Origin of the sequence: Rhizobacter sp. Root1221, assembly GCF_001425785.1 — a bacterium.
Lineage (GTDB): Bacteria > Pseudomonadota > Gammaproteobacteria > Burkholderiales > Burkholderiaceae_C > Rhizobacter.
The window spans coordinates 121,569-139,669 of the sequence record NZ_LMDI01000010.1 but is presented as its reverse complement, the minus strand read 5'-3'; the positions used below and the strand labels follow the sequence as shown (position 1 = coordinate 139,669).

The 18,101-nt window shown below is 66.9% G+C and carries 16 protein-coding genes and 1 tRNA gene; 5 read left to right on the top strand and 12 right to left on the bottom strand.

From position 1 onward, the window contains the following. Window positions 1–343: 343 nt before the first annotated feature. The 8 genes from ASC87_RS09140 to ASC87_RS09105 form a co-directional block, all read right to left on the bottom strand. Window positions 344–904 carry a histone H1-like DNA-binding protein gene (locus ASC87_RS09140; protein WP_056659834.1) on the bottom strand — a complete coding sequence of 187 codons (561 nt, stop codon included), beginning with the start codon at window positions 902–904 and terminating at the stop codon, window positions 344–346. Between the two features lie 222 nt (window positions 905–1,126). Next, window positions 1,127–2,341 carry a ribonucleotide-diphosphate reductase subunit beta gene (locus ASC87_RS09135; RefSeq protein ID WP_056659832.1) on the bottom strand — a complete coding sequence of 405 codons (1,215 nt, stop codon included), beginning with the start codon at window positions 2,339–2,341 and terminating at the stop codon, window positions 1,127–1,129. Window positions 2,342–2,538: 197 nt separating this feature from the next. After that, the gene (locus tag ASC87_RS09130; RefSeq protein WP_056659829.1) at window positions 2,539–5,445 is read right to left on the bottom strand and encodes a ribonucleoside-diphosphate reductase subunit alpha; all 2,907 of its coding nucleotides are present in this window, start codon (window positions 5,443–5,445) and stop codon (window positions 2,539–2,541) included. A 644-nt stretch (window positions 5,446–6,089) separates the two neighbouring features. Further along, window positions 6,090–6,677, bottom strand: coding sequence for a 1,6-anhydro-N-acetylmuramyl-L-alanine amidase AmpD (gene ampD, locus ASC87_RS09125; RefSeq protein ID WP_255358921.1), 588 nt, complete (start codon window positions 6,675–6,677; stop codon window positions 6,090–6,092). Window positions 6,678–6,689: 12 nt separating this feature from the next. Further along, window positions 6,690–8,267 carry a sigma-54 dependent transcriptional regulator gene (locus ASC87_RS09120; protein ID WP_056659826.1) on the bottom strand — a complete coding sequence of 526 codons (1,578 nt, stop codon included), beginning with the start codon at window positions 8,265–8,267 and terminating at the stop codon, window positions 6,690–6,692. Window positions 8,268–8,295: 28 nt separating this feature from the next. Next, window positions 8,296–10,209, bottom strand: coding sequence for a PAS domain-containing sensor histidine kinase (locus tag ASC87_RS09115; protein ID WP_056659823.1), 1,914 nt, complete (start codon window positions 10,207–10,209; stop codon window positions 8,296–8,298). Next, window positions 10,206–10,445, bottom strand: a complete 240-nt coding sequence (locus tag ASC87_RS32400; protein ID WP_056659820.1) for a PP0621 family protein — start codon at window positions 10,443–10,445, stop codon at window positions 10,206–10,208. The genes ASC87_RS09115 and ASC87_RS32400 overlap by 4 nt, the downstream gene beginning before the upstream one ends. 15 nt (window positions 10,446–10,460) lie before the next feature. After that, window positions 10,461–11,303 carry an inner membrane protein YpjD gene (locus ASC87_RS09105; protein ID WP_056659863.1) on the bottom strand — a complete coding sequence of 281 codons (843 nt, stop codon included), beginning with the start codon at window positions 11,301–11,303 and terminating at the stop codon, window positions 10,461–10,463. 49 nt (window positions 11,304–11,352) lie between these two features. Here ASC87_RS09105 and ffh point away from each other — a divergent pair, with 49 nt between their 5' ends. Further along, on the top strand, window positions 11,353–12,723 hold the full coding sequence (gene ffh / locus ASC87_RS09100) for a signal recognition particle protein (RefSeq protein ID WP_056659817.1): 1,371 nt from the start codon (window positions 11,353–11,355) through the stop codon (window positions 12,721–12,723). 86 nt (window positions 12,724–12,809) lie between these two features. Then, on the top strand, window positions 12,810–13,550 hold the full coding sequence (locus ASC87_RS09095) for a DUF2726 domain-containing protein (protein ID WP_056659815.1): 741 nt from the start codon (window positions 12,810–12,812) through the stop codon (window positions 13,548–13,550). 409 nt (window positions 13,551–13,959) lie between these two features. Here ASC87_RS09095 and ftsY read toward each other — a convergent pair whose 3' ends face one another. Then, entirely contained in the window at window positions 13,960–15,210 is a 1,251-nt protein-coding gene (gene ftsY / locus ASC87_RS09090) for a signal recognition particle-docking protein FtsY (protein WP_056659812.1), read from the bottom strand. A gap of 74 nt (window positions 15,211–15,284) precedes the next feature. On the opposite strand from ftsY, the gene ASC87_RS09085 reads away from it, so the two are divergent. After that, window positions 15,285–15,361: transfer RNA gene (locus tag ASC87_RS09085), tRNA-Met, on the top strand. Between the two features lie 108 nt (window positions 15,362–15,469). After that, complete coding sequence (locus ASC87_RS09080; protein WP_255358920.1) at window positions 15,470–16,405, top strand: hypothetical protein; 936 nt, start codon at window positions 15,470–15,472, stop codon at window positions 16,403–16,405. 153 nt (window positions 16,406–16,558) lie between these two features. Here the strand turns inward: ASC87_RS09080 and ASC87_RS09075 are convergent, their stop codons facing one another. The 3 genes from ASC87_RS09075 to ASC87_RS09065 all read right to left on the bottom strand — a co-directional run bounded on the left by ASC87_RS09075 (window position 16,559) and on the right by ASC87_RS09065 (window position 17,768). Beyond that, window positions 16,559–16,843 carry a hypothetical protein gene (locus ASC87_RS09075; RefSeq protein WP_056659808.1) on the bottom strand — a complete coding sequence of 95 codons (285 nt, stop codon included), beginning with the start codon at window positions 16,841–16,843 and terminating at the stop codon, window positions 16,559–16,561. 188 nt (window positions 16,844–17,031) lie between these two features. Continuing rightward, window positions 17,032–17,457 (bottom strand): hypothetical protein, encoded by a 426-nt coding sequence (locus tag ASC87_RS09070; RefSeq protein WP_056659804.1) that lies wholly within the window; start codon window positions 17,455–17,457, stop codon window positions 17,032–17,034. A gap of 77 nt (window positions 17,458–17,534) precedes the next feature. After that, window positions 17,535–17,768 (bottom strand): hypothetical protein, encoded by a 234-nt coding sequence (locus ASC87_RS09065; RefSeq protein ID WP_056659802.1) that lies wholly within the window; start codon window positions 17,766–17,768, stop codon window positions 17,535–17,537. A gap of 2 nt (window positions 17,769–17,770) precedes the next feature. Here ASC87_RS09065 and ASC87_RS09060 point away from each other — a divergent pair, with 2 nt between their 5' ends. Continuing rightward, on the top strand, window positions 17,771–18,049 hold the full coding sequence (locus ASC87_RS09060; RefSeq protein WP_056659800.1) for a hypothetical protein: 279 nt from the start codon (window positions 17,771–17,773) through the stop codon (window positions 18,047–18,049). Window positions 18,050–18,101: the final 52 nt, after the last annotated feature.

Genomic DNA, 18,101 nt, shown 5'->3' with positions numbered 1-18,101 from the left:
CAACTTCAAAGTCCGGATGTACGGGTGCAACTCTCTTCCTGCCAGCCAGACCATGCCAACAAAGTGCTTGCGAAACAGGGGCGTCCATGTACGGGATGACAGCATCAGGGGGCGAGCGACGCGCAGCGAGCAAAGCCCCGAACCGCGCACGCCAGGCAGGCAAGCTAAGCGAAGCCGCAGATCAAGCTACCGCCGAGCCCGGGTCCCCCGGGTGACCGCGGGCGCCCCCGTGGGGGGCAGGAGCGAAGCGACGTGGGGGCCAACAAGCACCAGCGAAGCGACGTGGGGGGCCAACAAAAAACCCGGCCGAAGCCGGGTTTGAGCAAACAGATCGCTCCGATCCTCAGGGCTTGGCGCCCGTGGGGAACGGCCACGCAGCAGCGGGGCTCAGTGCGGTCTTCGCAGCAGGTGCAGCAGCCGGTTTGGTGGCAGCAGCGGCAGCGGGAGCAGCAGCGGGCTTCGCAGCGGCAGGCTTGGCAGCGGCCTTCTTCGCAGGCTTTTTCGCAGCAGCCTTCTTCGCAGGGGCAGCGGCAGCCTTCTTGGCAGGGGCCTTCTTGGCAGAAGCCTTCTTGGCCGGTGCGGCCTTCTTGGCAGCAGCCTTCTTGGCCGGTGCAGCCTTCTTGGCAGCAGCCTTCTTCGCCGGTGCAGCCTTCTTGGCGACGACCTTCTTGGCCGCAGCCTTCTTCGCCGGCGCCGCCTTCTTGGCGACAACCTTCTTCGCAGCCGCCTTCTTGGCCGGTGCTGCCTTCTTGGCGACGACCTTCTTGGCCGCAACCTTCTTCGCCGGCGCCTTCTTGGCGGCCGCCTTCTTGGCCGGAGCGGCCTTCTTGGCGACGACCTTCTTCGCCGGTGCAGCCTTCTTCGCCGCGACTTTCTTGGCCGGAGCCTTCTTTGCAGTTGCCATTACATTTCTCCTTGATCAAGTTGAAAAAACACTGCCCTGCATCAGCGGAGGTGCCGACACTGGCCAGTTATTCATCACCCGATGGTCTGCCCAGGAGGGGCGCCCCGGTGCGATGAATGGGGTTGCGGATCGAAGGCCGCCGCTTCTGCGTCGGTCAGCCTCGATCCGCGAATCTTGATCCTTCTCACATGACCTGTTGCTGCTTGGCCCAGCCAGCGAACGTCAGTCCCAGGAGAGCGCGCCACCCGATTGGTACTCGATGACACGCGTCTCGAAGAAATTGCGCTCCTTTTTCAGGTCGATCATTTCGCTCATCCACGGGAACGGGTTTTCCTCGTTCGGGAAGAGCTCTTCCAAACCGATCTGCTGTGCACGCCGGTTGGCGATGTACCGCAGATATCCTTTGAACATGGAGGCGTTCAGACCCAGCACGCCACGCGGCATGGTGTCTTCGGCATACCGGTATTCCAGCTCCACGGCGTGCAGGAACAGCGCCTTGATCTCGGCCTTGAACTCCGCCGTCCAGAGGTGCGGGTTCTCGAGCTTGAGCTGGTTGATGAGGTCGATGCCGAAATTGCAGTGCATCGATTCGTCGCGCAGGATGTATTGGTACTGCTCGGCAGCCCCGGTCATCTTGTTCTGGCGGCCCAGCGCCAGGATCTGCGTGAACCCCACGTAGAAGAAGAGCCCTTCCATCAGGCACGCGAACACGATCAGCGACTTGAGCAGCGTCTGGTCGTTGGCCGGGGTGCCGGTGTGGAAGTGCGGGTCCATGATCGCGCTGATGAACGGGATCAGGAACTCGTCCTTGTCACGGATGGACTTGACTTCGTTGTACGCGTTGAAGATCTCGCTCTCGTCGAGGCCGAGCGATTCGACGATGTACTGGTACGCGTGGGTGTGGATCGCTTCCTCGAAGGCCTGGCGCAGCAGGAACTGGCGGCATTCGGGCGCCGTGATGTGGCGGTAGGTGCCCAGCACGATGTTGTTGGCGGCCAGCGAGTCGGCGGTGACGAAGAAGCCGAGGTTGCGCTTGATGATGCGGCGCTCGTCTTCGGTCAGGCCGTTCGGGTCTTTCCACAGCGCGATGTCGCGCGACATGTTGACCTCTTGCGGCATCCAGTGGTTCGCGCACGTGGCGAGGTACTTCTCCCACGCCCACTTGTACTTGAACGGCACCAACTGGTTGACGTCGGTCTGGCCGTTGATGATGCGCTTGTCGGAGGCCTTCACGCGGCGCGCGACGGGCGCGGCGGCGGAGGTGGCCGACGTTGCAGTGGATGCGGAGGTCACGGGCGATTGGATCGCTGCAGCGGTTTGCAGCGCCGGCGTGCCGAACTCAGCAGACGACTCGTCACGCGCTTGAACCGAAGGATCCGGCACGACGCTCGCCTTGTGAGTTATCGAGGGTTGAAGGTCTTCTTCCCAAACCAGCATATTGAAAATTCCCGTACGTTTGAATTATGAGAGTGTTGCGTTGGAACACCAAGCACTTATTGACATCTCGGCCACTTCGCTGTTGCTGTGTCGCATCGAATTTTCGATGCGACACACACACGATGCCGATGACGTCGACGGCGCATTCGATCGCGAGGCTCACGCACATCGCATCACGATCGAACACGCGTTGATGTTCACTGGCAGGCTTCGCAACCCGGGTCGTCGATCGCGCAGAACTTGATGTCCGTGGCCGCCTCGATTTGAGGTGCAGCCACCACGGCCGCGGGTGCCACCTGGGCCACCGGTGCCGCGAGCTTCGCGCCCGAGTCGGAACCGCTCGACACCGAGTTCATCTGGCCCGCCTTCACCGTCGACTTCTCGGCATGCGTGGCGCCCACGGTGCGGAGGTAGTAGGTGGTCTTGAGGCCGCGCAACCACGCGAGCTTGTAGGTTTCATCGAGCTTCTTGCCCGACGCGCCGGCCATGTAGATGTTCAGCGACTGGCCCTGGTCGATCCATTTCTGGCGGCGTGCGGCGGCCTCCACGAGCCACTGCGTTTCGATCTCGAACGCGGTGGCGTAGAGCTCCTTCAGGTCTTCCGGCACGCGGTCGATGCGGCGCAGCGAACCGTCGAAGTGCTTCAGGTCCATGACCATCACGTCGTCCCAGAGGCCGAGCTTCTTCAGGTCGCGCACCAGGTACTCGTTGACGATCGTGAACTCGCCCGACAGGTTCGACTTGACCGACAGGTTGCCGAACGACGGTTCGATGGAGGCGCTGACACCGACGATGTTCGAGATGGTGGCCGTGGGGGCGATGGCGACGCAGTTGGAGTTGCGCATGCCGTACTGGCCCATGCGGGCGCGCAGGGCATCCCAGTCGAGCGACACGCTGCGGTCCACCTCGACGTAGCCGCCGCGCTGCTCGACCAGCAGGTTCAGCGAGTCGATCGGGAGGATGCCGCGGTCCCACAGCGAGCCGCGGTACGTGGAGTAGCGGCCGCGTTCCTCGGCCAGCTCGGTGGACGCCCAGTAGGCGTAGTAGCAGACGGCTTCCATCGAGCGGTCGGCGAAGTCGACAGCCGCGTCGGAGGCGTACGGCACGCGCAGCTCGTGCAGCGAGTCCTGGAAGCCCATGATGCCCAGGCCGACCGGACGGTGGCGCAGGTTGGAGTCACGGGCCTTCTTGACGGCGTAGTAGTTGATGTCGATCACGTTGTCGAGCATGCGCATCGCGGTGGCGATGGTCTTCTTCAGCTTCGCGTGGTCGATCTGGCCGTCCTTGACGTGGTGGACGAGGTTCACCGAGCCGAGGTTGCAGACGGCGATTTCCGTTTCGCTGGTGTTCAGCGTGATCTCGGTGCACAGGTTGCTCGAGTGCACGACACCGACGTGCTGCTGCGGCGAGCGCACGTTGCAGGCGTCCTTGAACGTGATCCAGGGATGGCCGGTCTCGAACAGCATCGAGAGCATGCGGCGCCACAGGTCGGTGGCACGCATCTTCTTGAAGAGCTTGATCTCGCCACGGGCGACCTTGTCTTCGTAGGCGGTGTAGGCCACCTCGAATTCCTTGCCGAACTTGTCGTGCAGGTCGGGGCAGGTGCTCGGGGAGAAGAGCGTCCACTCACCGTTTTCCATCACGCGGCGCATGAACAGGTCGGGAATCCAGTTCGCCGTGTTCATGTCGTGCGTGCGGCGGCGGTCGTCGCCGGTGTTCTTGCGCAGCTCCAGGAATTCCTCGATGTCGAGGTGCCAGGTTTCCAGGTACGCGCAGACGGCGCCCTTGCGCTTGCCACCCTGGTTCACCGCCACGGCGGTGTCGTTGACCACCTTCAGGAACGGGACGACGCCCTGGCTCTTGCCGTTCGTGCCCTTGATGTGCGAGCCGAGCGCACGGACGTTGGTCCAGTCGTTGCCCAGGCCGCCGGCGAACTTCGACAGCAGCGCGTTTTCCTTCAGCGCCTCGTAGATGCCGTCCAGGTCGTCGGCCACGGTGGTGAGGTAGCAGCTCGACAGCTGCGAACGGCGGGTGCCCGCGTTGAACAGCGTGGGCGTGGAGCTCATGAAGTCGAACGTGGACAGCACTTCGTAGAACTCGATGGCGCGGGCTTCGCGGTCCACCTCGTTCAGGGCGAGGCCCATCGCGACACGCATGTAGAACGCCTGCGGCAGCTCGATGCGCTCGTCTTCGATGTGCAGGAAGTAGCGGTCGTACAGCGTCTGCAGGCCGAGGTAGTCGAACTGCAGGTCGCGGTCAGCCTTCAGCGCGTTGCCGAGCTTTTCCAGGTCGTACTGGAGCAGCTTGTCGTCGAGCAGTTCGGCCTTGACGCCCTTCTTGATGTAGCCAGGGAAGTACTCGGCGTAGCGGGTGTGCATTTCCGCATGCAGCAGTTCCTCGCCGAGGATTTCCTTGCGGATGGTGTGCAGCAGCAGGCGGGCCGTGGCGCGCGTGTAGCCCGGGTCTTTCTCGATCAGCGTGCGGGCGGCCAGGATGGCGGCCTTGTGCACTTCGACGATGGGCACGCCGTCGTACAGGTTGCGCTTGGTTTCGGCCAGGATGGGGTCAGGGCGCACGTCGGCGCCGAGGTTCGCGCAGGCGGACTCGATCAGCTGCTGCAGGCGGTTCAGGTCGAGGGGCACGCGCACGCCGCGGTCGGTGACCATCAGCGCCGGTTCGGCGGCACGCTCGGGCACCCCGGCCTTGGAACGCTCCTGCGAACGGCGCTCGCGGTACAGCACGTAGGCCCGTGCCACTTCGTGGTGACCACCACGCATCAGGCCGAGTTCCACGTGGTCTTGCACGTCCTCGATGTGGAACGTGCCACCGCTCGGACGCGAGCGCAACAGCGCACGCACCACCGCTTCCGTCAGGCCGTCGACCGTTTCACGCACGCTGGCCGACGCCGCGCCCTGCGTGCCGTGCACGGCCAGGAACGCTTTCATCAGGGCCACGGCGATCTTGCTCGGCTCGAACGACACCACCGCGCCGTTGCGGCGGATGATCTGGTAAGCCTGGTAGGCCGACGCAGCGTGCGAAGGGTTGTCGGCCGGGCGCGCTGCGGTGGGAGCTGCCGGGGTGGCGGTGGGTGCGACGGTTTGCATGGGTTTACCTCTTGTCAATGGCAACAGCGGGAAATCTTGGAGCGGCGAATCGGGAAGTGCCGGTCACGTCTTCGCCGGCGCGCCAACAAGGCGCTGCCGAGGCCGGGGTGCGGTGGCACCGGGCCGGGGACGTGATCGACACGAATCGGGACGTGGAAAGGAACGAGGGGAACTGCGAGAAAGAGCGACTGGACGGGGCCGGCGGCATGGGCCGCACGCGCACACCGCTGTGCACTGCCGCCATCCTGGTTCCCCGGAAAAAACGCCACTGCCGTGCCTGTCAGACTCGAACCAATCCGCGAGGTTCTGTTCGCGCAAAGTGCCACGCGCGAAACGCTGAGTGTGTGCATGGAGGGGCGTTTCCCAGGGGAGAAGGATAACACGAAGGACACTATATCTGGGGGTTGGATGTGCTTCAAGCACTACAGATAGCGTACTGCAATGCAGAAGACACACATCGCGAAAAGCCCGCAATCGGTGCGGTGTGCATTGATGCGGAGCAGCAACCGGGCCAAGCCACGATGGCATCGGCGTTCGATCATGGCAATCGGCGCGCCTGCTGCGTCACGGGGCAATTTCGCGCGCGAGGCCGCATGGATGAACGCTTCTCCGAGGCCGCCGCACGGGCCGGCCGGCGAAGGGATTCAGCGCGCGGCGCGCACCGCCTCGGGAAAATACCGACCGGGCCAGCCGAGCCGCTCGATGAGCAGCGGCCAATCGAAACCCGGACCGGGATCCTGCTTGCGTCCCGGGGCCACGTGTTCGTGGCCCGCGACGCACTGCAGCGGCAAGCGGGGCAGCAGCGCGATCAGCAACTGGGCCAGGCGGTCGTATTGCCCGGGTTCGAACAGCGCGCCTTCCAGGCCCTCGAGTTCGATGCCCACCGAGTAGTCGTTGCAGTTCTCGCGGCCCTGCCAGACTGACCGGCCAGCGTGCCACGCCCGGTCGCGGGTGGAGACGAACTGCACCACCTCGCCGGTGCGGCGCACGAGGAAATGCGCCGACACCTCCATGCCACGGATCTCACCGTAGTACGGGTGGGCGTTCCAGTCGAGCCGGTTGGTGAAGAGGCGCTCGATGGCGTCTCCGCCATACACCCCCGGCGGCAGGCTTATGGAATGCACCACGGCCAGGTCCACCACGGTGCCCGCCGGACGCGGTCCGAAGTTGGGCGACACGCAGTGCCGCGTGCCGGTCATCCAGCCCGAGTCGTCGAGGATCAACGGGGGCACCGGGGCACCTTCTCAGCCCTCGTCGTTGCGGTCAGGCTCGACGCCGTCGGAGTCGCCGCCGACGTTGACCCCCAGGCGCGCCATCCGATAGCGCATCTGCCGCAGCGACAGCCCGAGGCTCGCGCCCGCGGCGGTGCGGTTGTAGCGGTAGCGTTCGAGCGCGCGGTCGAGCACGTCGCGCTCGACCTCGTCGAGGTAGGCGGCCAGGTTGGTGGGTAGCGGCACCTGCACCGGGGCGACGGGCCGCAGCGGGTCGGGACGCATGGGCTCGGCCACGGCCGCCTGGAGGCGTGCATCGGGTTCGTGCTGGCCCAGGGCCAGCTCGGGCACGCCGAGGTCGGCCACCCCGATGGTTTCGGCGCCGGTGAGGGCAACGGCGCGGTGCAGCAGGTTCTCGAGTTCACGGACGTTGCCGGGGAACGCGTACCGGCTCAGGTGCAGCAGGCCCTCGCGGCTCACCCGCGGCGGCGGCGACACGCCCGCGTCGCGTGCGATGCGCTCGAGCACCCGTTCGCAGATGGCGGGCAGGTCTTCCAGCCGCTCGCGCAGCGCCGGCACGCGGATCTGGATCACGTTGAGGCGGTAATACAAGTCTTGCCGGAAGCGGCCGCCGTGCACCTCGGCGCCCAGGTCCTTGTGGGTGGCGCTGACGATGCGCACGTTGACCGGCTGCTCCACCACCGCGCCCACCGGGCGCACCGAGCGCTCCTGGATCGACCGCAGCAGCTTGCTCTGCATCGCGAGCGGCAGTTCACCGATCTCGTCAAGGAACAGCGTGCCGCCGTTGGCAGCCTGGAAGAAGCCTTCGCGGTCGTCGGCAGCGCCGGTGAAGGCGCCCTTGCGGTAACCGAAGAACTCGGCCTCGAGCAGGTGTTCGGGGATGGCGCTGCAGTTCACCGCGATGAACGGCTGCGCCCCTCGCGGGCTGACCTCGTGGATGGCACGGGCCACCAGCTCCTTGCCGGTGCCGGACTCGCCGTTGACCAGCACGGGCGCCATGCTGCGCGCCACCTTCTCGACCAGCGACCGCACCTGCTCGATGGCCGACGACTGCCCGGCCATGCGCGACAGCGCGAGGCTCACCGGCCCCCGCGCCGCCGGGGCCACCACGACCGCCGGGGTGCCGAGCAGCAAGCCCGGCGCGGGGGCAGCCACGGCTGGCGCACCGCCGTGTTCGGACGGCAGGCTGGCCGGGTTCACGGTGGGCGAACCGGCGCCGCGCCCGAGCGCCGACGCCACGACGGCGCGGAACTGTTTCAGGTCCACGGGTTTGGTCAGGTAGTCGTACGCCCCCGACTTCAGCGCCTCGACCGCGTTTTCGGCCGAACCGTAGGCGGTGATGACGATGGCCTTCTCGCGGCGGCCGGCCTCTTCGAGCCGGCGCAGCAGGTCGAGCCCGGTGCCGTCGGGCAGGCGCATGTCGGTGATGACCGCGCTGTACGTGCGGTCCTTCAGGTGCAGCCAGGCGTCCTCGACGGTGCCCGCGGTTTCAACGTCATAGCCTTCGCGCAGCAGCGTCAGCTCGTAGAGGGTGCGCAGGTCGGGCTCGTCGTCGATGACGAGCAGGCTGAAATGCGAGGGGGAACTCATTCGGTCGGTCCCAGGGTGGCAGCGCGGCTCAAGAGGTCAGGTGCAATCGGGCTTCCATGGCACCACTGCTCGGCAACGGCTGCCGGCGCATGGCCACGAAAAACTCGTTTCGGTTCGGTTCGGCGGGAGGGCGGATGCGGTAGTCGATGCGGGCACCGTACCGTTCGCACAATTCGCGGCAAATATACAGTCCCAGGCCCGTGCCGCGGCTCCGCGTGGAAAAGAACGGTTCGAAGAGGTAACGTTCCACATCTGGCGGGATGGGCAGGCCGTCGCTGAGCACGCTGACCACCGCCCGGGTGTCGTCGCGCACGCTCAGCCGCACCCGCACCGCACCGGCCGCGTTGCTGGCGTGGCGGCGGGCGTTGTCGAGCAGGTTGACGAGCACGCGGCGCAGGTGCTCGGGGTCGAACAGCACCCCCACGGGCTCGTTGGGGATGTCCACCCGCAGCACGCTGTGTTCCCCGAGCGGCAGTTCCACGGTGCGTGCCCATTCGCTGCACACCGACCCCACGAGCGCGGTGACGTCGATCACCTCGGGTTCGCGCAACTCGCCCGGGGCCACCTCCATCACGTCGTCGACGATGCGCTTGAGGCGCTCCACGTTGTCGGTGACCATGCGCGTGAGTTGGCGCTGGCTGGGTGTGGTGGCATCTTCGGCCATCAGCGCGTTGGCCTGCGAGATGGCCGCGAGCGGGTTGCGGATCTCGTGAGCAATGCCGGCCGACACCCGGCCCATGGCCGCGAGCTTTTCCTGCCGGGTGCGGGCCTGCACGCTGCGCACGTCTTCCAGGAACAGCACGCACAGCTCCTCGGTGGCCTTGGAGTCACGGCGGCGCGTGAACCGCACCCGCAGGCGCAGCGTGCGGGTGGCGCCGGAGTCGAACGTCAGCACCACGTCACGGCCACCGTCCGGCCACCGGCCATCCGAAAACGCGCGCTCCACCGACTTCACGAGGGCCGACCACGCGCCCACGCCCCACAGCGGGAATGGCGCCTCGGTGGACAGCCCCTCGGTGACGAGCAGGCCGCGCGCCGCCGGGTTGGCCGCGCGCACGCGGCCGCGGCGGTCCACCACCAGCACCCCCTCGGTCATCTCCTCGATGACCAGGCGATTGAGCTGCGCCTGCTGGCGGGCGAGTTCCAGGCTGCCGCGGGCCGTCAGTTCCTCGCGCGCCAGGCGCCCGGCCAGTTCGCCCGCCAGGATGGCGATCACGAACAAGCCAGCGCCAGCGAGTCCGGCCTGGGTCAGCAGCACCGTCAGCTCACCGCCCTTGACAACCCCCAGGGCGGCCAGCGCCAGCAGCGCCAGCGTGATGACCGACGCGGTGCCAAGCGCCATCAGCCGCGGCGTCAGCACCCCGGCCATCAGCACCGGCAGCACGAGCAGCGCCACGTAGTTGAGCGTGGCCGGCGGCGACATCGCGTGCAGCGCGATGAAACACACCACGTCGACCCCGATGGTGGCGAGGAACTGCTTGCTGCGCAGCCGCGCGAGCGTGCTCGGCGGCACGTTGGGCCGCACCCGCGGGAGCACCCACATGGAAAACGCGAGCACCGCGTAGGCGATGCACACGAGCGCCGCCTCGAAGGGCGGCCGGGTGCCGAACACGCTGCTGATGGCCACGGACGCCACGAGGGCGATGCCGAGCGTGGCGCGCGCGCTGATGAAGGCGCCGTAGATGCGCTGGAACGCGGTCTGCCCGCTGCCGACGATGCGCCGGGCCTGGCGGCTCAGGAAGCGGGATTCTGTTTCAGCGGCACCCACGGCCTGCCAGTCACCGTCGTGGCGCGACTCGGCGGCGTCGGCCCAGCCGTCCTCCGGCATGGTGGTCTCGCCACTGACACCGAGGGCGCCGAACCAGGATTCGTCGCGCGGTTTCGGGGGGACGCGCCGCGACGCCTTGCGCCGCTCGTCCCGGGGGCTGCGATCGGTGGTCATCGGGGCATCCGGCCGGCGGTGCGGTGGGCCTCGCTGCAGAAGACCCCATCGGGGCCGGGCAGCGCCTCCGCCCGCGGCAGGTGCACGCCGCAGTGGGCGCAGGCGACCATCACCGACGGTTCGGTGGCGGACGGTGCGGGCGGCGGGCTGCCGGCCGGCGGTTTGCCCACCCGGCGCGCGCCCCTCAGCCACCAGATGACCGCGGCGATCAGCAACGCAAGCAACACGAACTTCATCACGGTCGACTCACTTCACGAGGCATAGGGGGCCCGCTGCAGGACCACTTCGAGCATGAAACGCGATCCGACGTAGGCCAGCAGCAGCAGCGCCGCGCCGGCGTACAGCCACCGCACCGCCGGCCGGCCGCGCCAGCCGAGCTTGCGGCGTCCCACCAGCAATGCGGCGAACACGAGCCAGCCCAGCACCGAAAACACCGCCTTGTGGTCCCACCGCCAGGGATTGGCGAACCACCAGCCGAGCAGCAGCGTGGCCGACAGCAGCGCGAACCCGGCGGCCACGAACTGGAACGTCAGGCGTTCGAGGCGCAGCAGCGGCATGCCGAGGGGCGCGGCGTCGGGCGCCAGGCGCTTCAGGCGCAGCCGGCGTTCGGCGGCATCCAGCATGGCCGCGTGCAGCACCGCGGCACCGAACAGCCCGTACGACGCGATGCCGAGCGCCCAGTGCACCGGCGCCCAGGGCGATGCGATCTGCGGGCGGAACTCACCGGGAAACAGCGCGGCCAGCACCACGGCCACGACACCGAGCGAGGCCAGTGCACGCCGCACGCCGGGCAGCGGCACCCATTGGGTTTCGACGGCATAGACCGCCAGCACCAGCCACAACGTGGCCGACAGCGCCGGCGCGAACCCGAAGCGCGCGCCGGGGATGCCGGTGCCGATGCCGGCCATGTCGACCACGATGGCCGCCGCGTGCGCGGCCCACCCGATGAGCAGTGCGCGCCGGGGCCAGTCGCCCGCGGATTCACGCAGCCACACGGCCGCGCCATAGGCCACCAGCGCCAGCAGGCTGGGTACCCACAGCGCCAGCGTGGCAGGGTTCGCGAGGGAGGCGGACAAGCCGGACGATAAAATCATCGCCACAGTGTACTTTCGCGTGCCCGGTTCCCGGCGTGCGCCCTCCCCCATGGCATCCACCCTCACCGACCGCCTGAGTCGCCTCGTCAAGACGATGCGCGGGCAAGCCCGCATCACCGAAGACAACGTCCAGGACATGCTGCGCGAGGTGCGCATGGCGCTGCTCGAAGCCGACGTGGCGCTGCCCGTCGTTCGAGACTTCATCGCCCGGGTGAAGGAAAAGGCGCTTGGCGCCGACGTGGTGGGGTCGCTGTCGCCGGGCCAGGCACTCGTCGGCATCGTCAACCGCGAACTGACGGCCACGATGGGCGAAGGGGTGTCCGACATCAACCTCGCCGCCCAGCCGCCCGCGGTGATCCTGATGGCCGGCCTGCAGGGCGCCGGCAAGACCACCACCACCGCCAAGCTCGCCAAACACCTGATCGAGCGCCGCAAGAAGAAGGTGCTGACGGTCTCCGCCGACGTGTACCGCCCCGCCGCCATCGAGCAGCTGAAGACGGTCACCCGGCAGGCCGGCGCCGAGTGGTTCCCGTCCCTCCCCACCGACAAGCCGGTCGACATCGCCCGCGCCGCGCTCGACCACGCCCGCCGCCACTACTTCGACGTGCTGCTGGTCGACACCGCCGGCCGCCTGGCCATCGACGAGGCCCTGATGAAGGAGATCGCCGAGCTGCACGCGGCGGTCAACCCGGTCGAGACCCTGTTCGTCGTGGACGCGATGCAGGGCCAGGACGCCATCAACACCGCCCGGGCGTTCAAGGAGGCCCTGCCGCTCACCGGCATCGTGCTGACCAAGACCGACGGCGACTCCCGCGGCGGCGCCGCGCTGTCGGTGCGGCAGGTCACCGGCGTGCCCATCAAGTTCGCCGGTGTCAGCGAGAAGATCGACGGCCTGGAGGTGTTCGACGCCCAGCGCCATGCGGGCCGGGTGCTCGGCATGGGCGACATCGTCGCCCTCGTCGAGGAGGTCCAGAAGGGCGTGGATGTCGCGGCGGCCCAGAAGCTCGCCGACAAGCTCAAGTCGGGCGACAACTTCGACCTGAACGACTTCCTGTCCCAGATCTCCCAGATGAAGAAGATGGGCGGCCTGGCCGGCCTGATGGACAAGCTGCCGGCCCAGATGACCGCCAAGACGGGTGCGGCCGACATGGACCGTGCCGAGCGCGACGTGCGCCGCATGGAAGGCATCATCAACTCGATGACCCCGCTCGAGCGCCGCAAGCCCGAACTGCTGAAGGCCACCCGCAAGCGCCGCATCGCCGCGGGCGCGGGGGTCCAGGTGCAGGACGTCAACCGCCTCCTCAACCAGTTCGAGCAGATGCAGGGAATGATGAAGAAGATGAAGGGAGGCGGCCTGATGAAGATGATGAAACGCATGGGGGGCATGAAGGGCATGGGTGGCCCCGCCGGCCTGCGCTGATTCGTCACGGCAGGTAACTTCCGCCATTGACCCGCCTGACCTCCGCCGTTAAGGTCGGCGATCCCCCTCCCTAACCAAGAAGTGCGATGGAACCGTTGATCATTGCGGGGCTTGTTGTCGTGGCCGTCCTGGCCCTGGTGTTCATGCGCCTGCGCAAACCCGCCGCGCCCCCTCAGCGCAAGGGCAAGGGCAACAAGCCACGCGGCATGGAGGCACTCGACACCGTGGCCGCATGGCCCCCCCAGGCCACCCGGGTGCTGACCCCCGCCGAGCGCAAGGCGTGGTTCGTGCTGCACACCGCCCTGCCCGACCACATCATCCTGGCCCAGGTGCCCCTGTCGCGGTTCATGAAGGTGCCCACCCGCAACTCCTATTCGGAATGGCTTCGGCGCGTGGGGCTGATGTCGGCCGACATCGTCGTCTGCGACGCCCAGTCCCAGGTAGTGGCCGTGGTCGACGTGCGTGCGGAAGACGGCAAGGAAAACGCACGGGCCCGCCAGCGCCATGCCCGCATGGACCGCGTGATCGCCGCCGCCGGCATCCCGATGCACGTGTGGCACGAGCACACCATCCCCACGCCGGCCGTTGCGCGCGACCTGGTGCTGAGCAAAGCCGCTGCTGCGGAGGGGGCCACTGCCGCGCCGGTGCTGCCACGCCTCAACGAGCCGGTGGAAGCCGATGCCATGCTCGACTCCGAGCTCGAGCAGCGCGACCCGCCGCCGTCCACCTGGTTCGACAACCTCGACTCGGCCGCCGTGCCGCTGGGCAACGTGCCGGCCGCCCCGCCGCGTTCGTCGGCTGGTGCGCCGCCGTCGCGGAAGGCCTAAATCCTTTTGTCATCCCGGGCTGCGCCCACTGCTGTCCGGGGAAATTCAACCCGAATGGCTGCGTTGCCAGCAGGCATCGGAGGTGCAGGCCGATTCACCGATGGGTCGACTCAATCGCAGCGTTGTCATCCCGGCGAAAGCCGGGACCCACTGGACGCATGGGCTCGAGCGTGTGATGCAGAGCAGGTGTTGCCTGCAGCGGGTCCAAACGTTAGACGCTGTCGAGAGAAGCGTTGAGGCGGGGGTTTCAGGCCAGATGTGACCGGGACGTCGCGGCGCCTGGACTCGGTGGGTCCCGGCGTTCGCCGGGATGACCCGAGATTTTCCCCGGACAGCAGTGGGCCTGCGCCGGGATGACCCGAGATTTTCCCTGGTCAGCAGTGGGCGTCCGCCGAGATGACACAGGGGGTCAGGCCAGCACCGCCTGCGCGAACTCCCGGGCATTGAAAGTCTGCAGGTCTTCGAGCTTTTCGCCCACGCCCACGAAGTACACCGGGATCGGCCGTTCGCGCGCGATGGCCGCGAGTACCCCGCCCTTGGCCGTGCCATCGAGCTTCGTGATGATCAGGCCCGTCAGCTGCAGCGCGTCGTCGAACGCCCTCACCTGCGACAGCGCGTTCTGCCCGGTGTTGCCGTCCACCACCAGCAGCACTTCGTGCGGCGCGCCGTCCTGCGCCTTGCCGATCACGCGCTTGATCTTCTTCAGCTCTTCCATCAGGTGCAGCTGTGTAGGCAGGCGGCCGGCCGTGTCGGCGATCACCACGTCGCAGCCGCGGGACTTGCCGGCCACCACGGCGTCGAAGCTGACCGACGACGGGTCGCCACTTTCCTGGGACACGATCTCCACCGCCACGGCCTTGTCGTCGGGGCGGTCGGCACGGTCGGCCCACACCGCCAACTGCTCGCGCGCGGCGGCGCGGAACGTGTCGGCCGCGGCCAGCAGCACCTTCTGGCCGTTGTCGGCCAGGTGGCGCGTGAGCTTGCCGATGCTGGTGGTCTTGCCCGCGCCGTTGACCCCCACCACCATCATCACGGTGGGTGTGGCCTCGCCGATCTGCAGCGGTTTTTCCAGAGGCCGGAGCAGGTCGGTGATGGCGTCGGCCAGCAGGCCCTTCACGGCCGCCGGGTCGGTGACCTTGGCCTCCTTGACCCGCCACTTCAGGTCCGTCAGCAGGAACTCGGTGGCCTTGACACCCGCGTCAGCCATCAGCAGTGCGGATTCGAGGTCTTCATACAGCGCATCGTCGATCTGGGTGCCGGTGAACACCTGCGAAATGCTGGAGCCGGTCTTGCGCAGGCCGTTGCGCAGCTTGTCCATCCACGAGCGGCGTTCGGGTTCGATGGCCGGCGGGGCTGCCGCGGGGGTGGCCGGCGGCACTTCGGCCACCGGCGCGGGGACAGGCACCACAGCGGCCGGTGCAGGCGACGGCGACGGGACTGACGCGGGCACTGGCACTGGCACTGGCACTGGCACTGGCACTGGCGCCGGGGCAGGCGCAGGTTCGGGCGCCGTGGGCTCGGCCTCCGCGGGGGATTCACCCAGGCCGATGCCGCTGCGAAGCCGGTCCACCCAGCTGCGGCGCTCCTCGGCCGGCACCTCGGCGGGTGCAGGCGCAGGGGCCTCGGTAGGGGAGGACTTCTTCTTGAAAAAGCTGAACATGTGAATTCGTGTGTGGCGAGCCGAGGCGCAAGAGTAGCGCAGTCGCCGATTGCATGGTTATAATGTGAGGCTTAGGCGCTTTAGCTCAGCCGGTTAGAGCGACGGAATCATAATCCGCAGGTCCGGGGTTCGAATCCCTGAAGCGCCACCAAATGAATCAACGGGTTGCATCGCAAGGTGCAGCCCGTTTTCGCATGCGGCTCGACTTTTATCAGGCAGTCGTCTGAAATTCGATCGGGCCTACCGGGGAGTCGGGCCGATGGGATCACTCGTTCATGAACTCCAGCAGGCCGCCATGTCCGACGCGCACAGCGTCGGCGCCCTCCTTCGCAAGGCATTGGTCACGTCTCGAAAGTTGGGCGCGGTCGAACTCGTCGGATGGATCGAGCGCGAGTTGAACGGCTACACGCGGACGTCTGACCTGCCGGAGTACCGATACCTACAGGGCAACCTCCAGTGCCTTCATCCGTCTGGGTCATGGGTCCCCTTGTCGGTAAACCCAAGGCATGCGGAACTCTTGCAGCGTCGTGGGATGGCACAGCCACTCGCGGACCTGGAGGCAATGGGCGGGCCGCTCGAAGACAGCATCTCCCGAACTCTGCAGCTGTTCTACCCTCCGCCCTTTGAGGGACAGCTGATGCGGGAGCTGGGAATTCCTCGGCCAGCGTTCCTGGTCACCGCCGCGGCTATTCATTCCATCCCAAACGCGGTGAGAAATGCGGTGCTCGACTGGGCGCTCAAGCTCGAAGAGGCAGGCGTCGTGGGTCAAGACATGACCTTCTCACAAGACGAAAAGTCCAATGCGCACAGAGCGGAGGTAACCTACGTGATCGAGAACCAGAACATCTTCAACCAGGGCGACCATTCTCAGATCCAGCTGGGCACAGTGGATTCAACACAGTCGCTATCCCACTCGGGCTCGGGCGACCTGTCGGCGCTGCTCGCCGCCACGCGCGAGCTGCAGGCGAAGGTGGATCAGCTGAAGCTGAGTCCGACCCAGGCCGCGGAAGTGGCGGCGGACCTCGCCACGATCGCGGCGCAGGCTACTGCGCCGAAGCCGCGCCTGGCGTTCATTCGGGAGAGCGCGCGATCGGTGCGCACCATCCTTGAAGGCGCTGTTGGCGCCGCCATCGGAACCGATGTGGCTCTTTTGGTGACGCAGTTCAAGCAAGCGGCGACCGAACTCTTCAATTGATCGTCCGCGGGGCCCTCAGCGGGTGGTCTCTGTCCACTGAGAAAAGTGGGGATCAGGCGTGACAGGAGAAGAACCCTCGGCCATGCGGTGGAGGGCTGCCATGGACTCGAAGGGAACAGCAAAGCGAAAGCAGGCCCTGAGAGTTGAGGTGGGTCAGCCCGGTTTTCTGCATCTGAACTGCAGGCGGGCATTGGCGGCGCGGAACGGCACGCCGTTTTGTGCGACCAGATTGACGGTCTCCACGACCTGACCCTTCTCGTCGCAGAACTTGTTGGCTGCCTCGTACACGTCAGCGGTTGGTCCGGCGGCAGTGACCAAACCACCGCCGGCGCTGGTCTTGGACACCATGTACGTGTCTCCATCCATGCGCGTGATCGCGCTGGTCATGCAACCGCACAGGGTCAGTGCAGCAGCCGAAACGGCGAATGTCTTCATCATCGGTTCTTCCGTGGTTGTTGTCGCTGCGGACGGCATGTGATGGCCCGAAGGGGCGAAGGGGTGCGGTCGGATTCCAGAGACTGTCCTGCTCGACGAGCCGGCCCTTTTTAGGGCCCTTCGATCTTGATGCGATTGGCGTCTTCGCGCTCGATCTTCACCTTGCTCACACGTAGGTGGTCAATAGCGCCTCACGTCTCGAACGCGACTAGGGCGGCGATCGCGGCAGCCTGGGTAACGACCGCGGCAACGGTGGTCTGGATAGCGAGGCCCACTGAGTAGTTTGTAGAAGTCCAGGCGATCGTGGTGCTCAGCAGCCCGACGACGGCGAGCAGGGTCACCATCGCAGTACCGGCGAACTTGTGACCCCGAGGGGCAGTCATGCAAGCTGCCATTGAGTAGCCGTAGCCCGCCGCCGCCGAGGCAAGGGCTGGAACGATGAAGCGGAAGTACCAGCCGTCCTCGGCAAAACCGCCTGTGAACTTCATCTGAAGCCAGAGCACCGCGCTCGCAGCGATCCACGCAGCAAACAGTCCCGCGACCGCAGCGACAGGCACCAGCGGCCACCGCCACCACTCGTCGGTCCACCTGACCGTGGGTGATGCATTTTCTTCCATGCTTTCCTCCCCAAAGACTGCTGTTCGCCACGGCAGACTCGGCAGCTTAACGGGCCGATCGTCGCGCGGGCGTAGGATCATCCCGGAGGTGGATCGGCATAGGGGGCTAGTAGGCGTCCTTCGGACTGGCCGCCACCGTCGCCATGGCACCCATGGTTCGCCGGAAACGGAGCAGACATCGCTGCGCTCGTGGTGGCCTGCTCGATCTTGATGACCGAATCCGCGATGGCGAAGGCCTTCGAGAAGGCGAACATCGCCTTGCAGGCGCCCGACTGCCCGCCAGCGAATGTCTTCGTCAGAACGGATCGCATCGATGGGGTTCGTCTTCGCGATCGCCTCGTTGGCGAGGTCGCGTCCATGCACCTTGACGTTCGAGATGGCGCAGCTCAAGCGCATGAAGTTCGGCAAGCGCAGCGAGCTGCTCGACTCTGGGCCAAGGGCGCTGTTCCGCGAGGCCGTCGATGCCGGCATCGGACGCCCTTCAGCAGCGCCATTCTGGTGCGAGCCGGTGAACCCGGCCCCACGCAGCCACTTGTCCCGCGATGTCGCCACCGCCCCCGGGGCAGGCGGCCAAGGGGCTGTGCCCGAATGACGCGCCCCTGTCCGGACGTGGCCACATCGCCGCTCTCCTGCCAGCTGGTTCG

Coding starts and splice junctions, on each gene's coding strand:
- ASC87_RS09140 (WP_056659834.1), bottom strand. CDS start 904: ATGGCAACTGCAAAGAAGGCTCCGGCCAAGAAAGTCGCGGCGAAGAAG.
- ASC87_RS09135 (WP_056659832.1), bottom strand. CDS start 2,341: ATGCTGGTTTGGGAAGAAGACCTTCAACCCTCGATAACTCACAAGGCG.
- ASC87_RS09130 (WP_056659829.1), bottom strand. CDS start 5,445: ATGCAAACCGTCGCACCCACCGCCACCCCGGCAGCTCCCACCGCAGCG.
- ASC87_RS09120 (WP_056659826.1), bottom strand. CDS start 8,267: ATGAGTTCCCCCTCGCATTTCAGCCTGCTCGTCATCGACGACGAGCCC.
- ASC87_RS09115 (WP_056659823.1), bottom strand. CDS start 10,209: ATGACCACCGATCGCAGCCCCCGGGACGAGCGGCGCAAGGCGTCGCGG.
- ASC87_RS32400 (WP_056659820.1), bottom strand. CDS start 10,445: ATGAAGTTCGTGTTGCTTGCGTTGCTGATCGCCGCGGTCATCTGGTGG.
- ASC87_RS09105 (WP_056659863.1), bottom strand. CDS start 11,303: ATGATTTTATCGTCCGGCTTGTCCGCCTCCCTCGCGAACCCTGCCACG.
- ffh (WP_056659817.1), top strand. CDS start 11,353: ATGGCATCCACCCTCACCGACCGCCTGAGTCGCCTCGTCAAGACGATG.
- ASC87_RS09095 (WP_056659815.1), top strand. CDS start 12,810: ATGGAACCGTTGATCATTGCGGGGCTTGTTGTCGTGGCCGTCCTGGCC.
- ftsY (WP_056659812.1), bottom strand. CDS start 15,210: ATGTTCAGCTTTTTCAAGAAGAAGTCCTCCCCTACCGAGGCCCCTGCG.
- ASC87_RS09080 (WP_255358920.1), top strand. CDS start 15,470: ATGGGATCACTCGTTCATGAACTCCAGCAGGCCGCCATGTCCGACGCG.
- ASC87_RS09075 (WP_056659808.1), bottom strand. CDS start 16,843: ATGATGAAGACATTCGCCGTTTCGGCTGCTGCACTGACCCTGTGCGGT.
- ASC87_RS09070 (WP_056659804.1), bottom strand. CDS start 17,457: ATGGAAGAAAATGCATCACCCACGGTCAGGTGGACCGACGAGTGGTGG.
- ASC87_RS09065 (WP_056659802.1), bottom strand. CDS start 17,768: ATGCGATCCGTTCTGACGAAGACATTCGCTGGCGGGCAGTCGGGCGCC.
- ASC87_RS09060 (WP_056659800.1), top strand. CDS start 17,771: ATGGGGTTCGTCTTCGCGATCGCCTCGTTGGCGAGGTCGCGTCCATGC.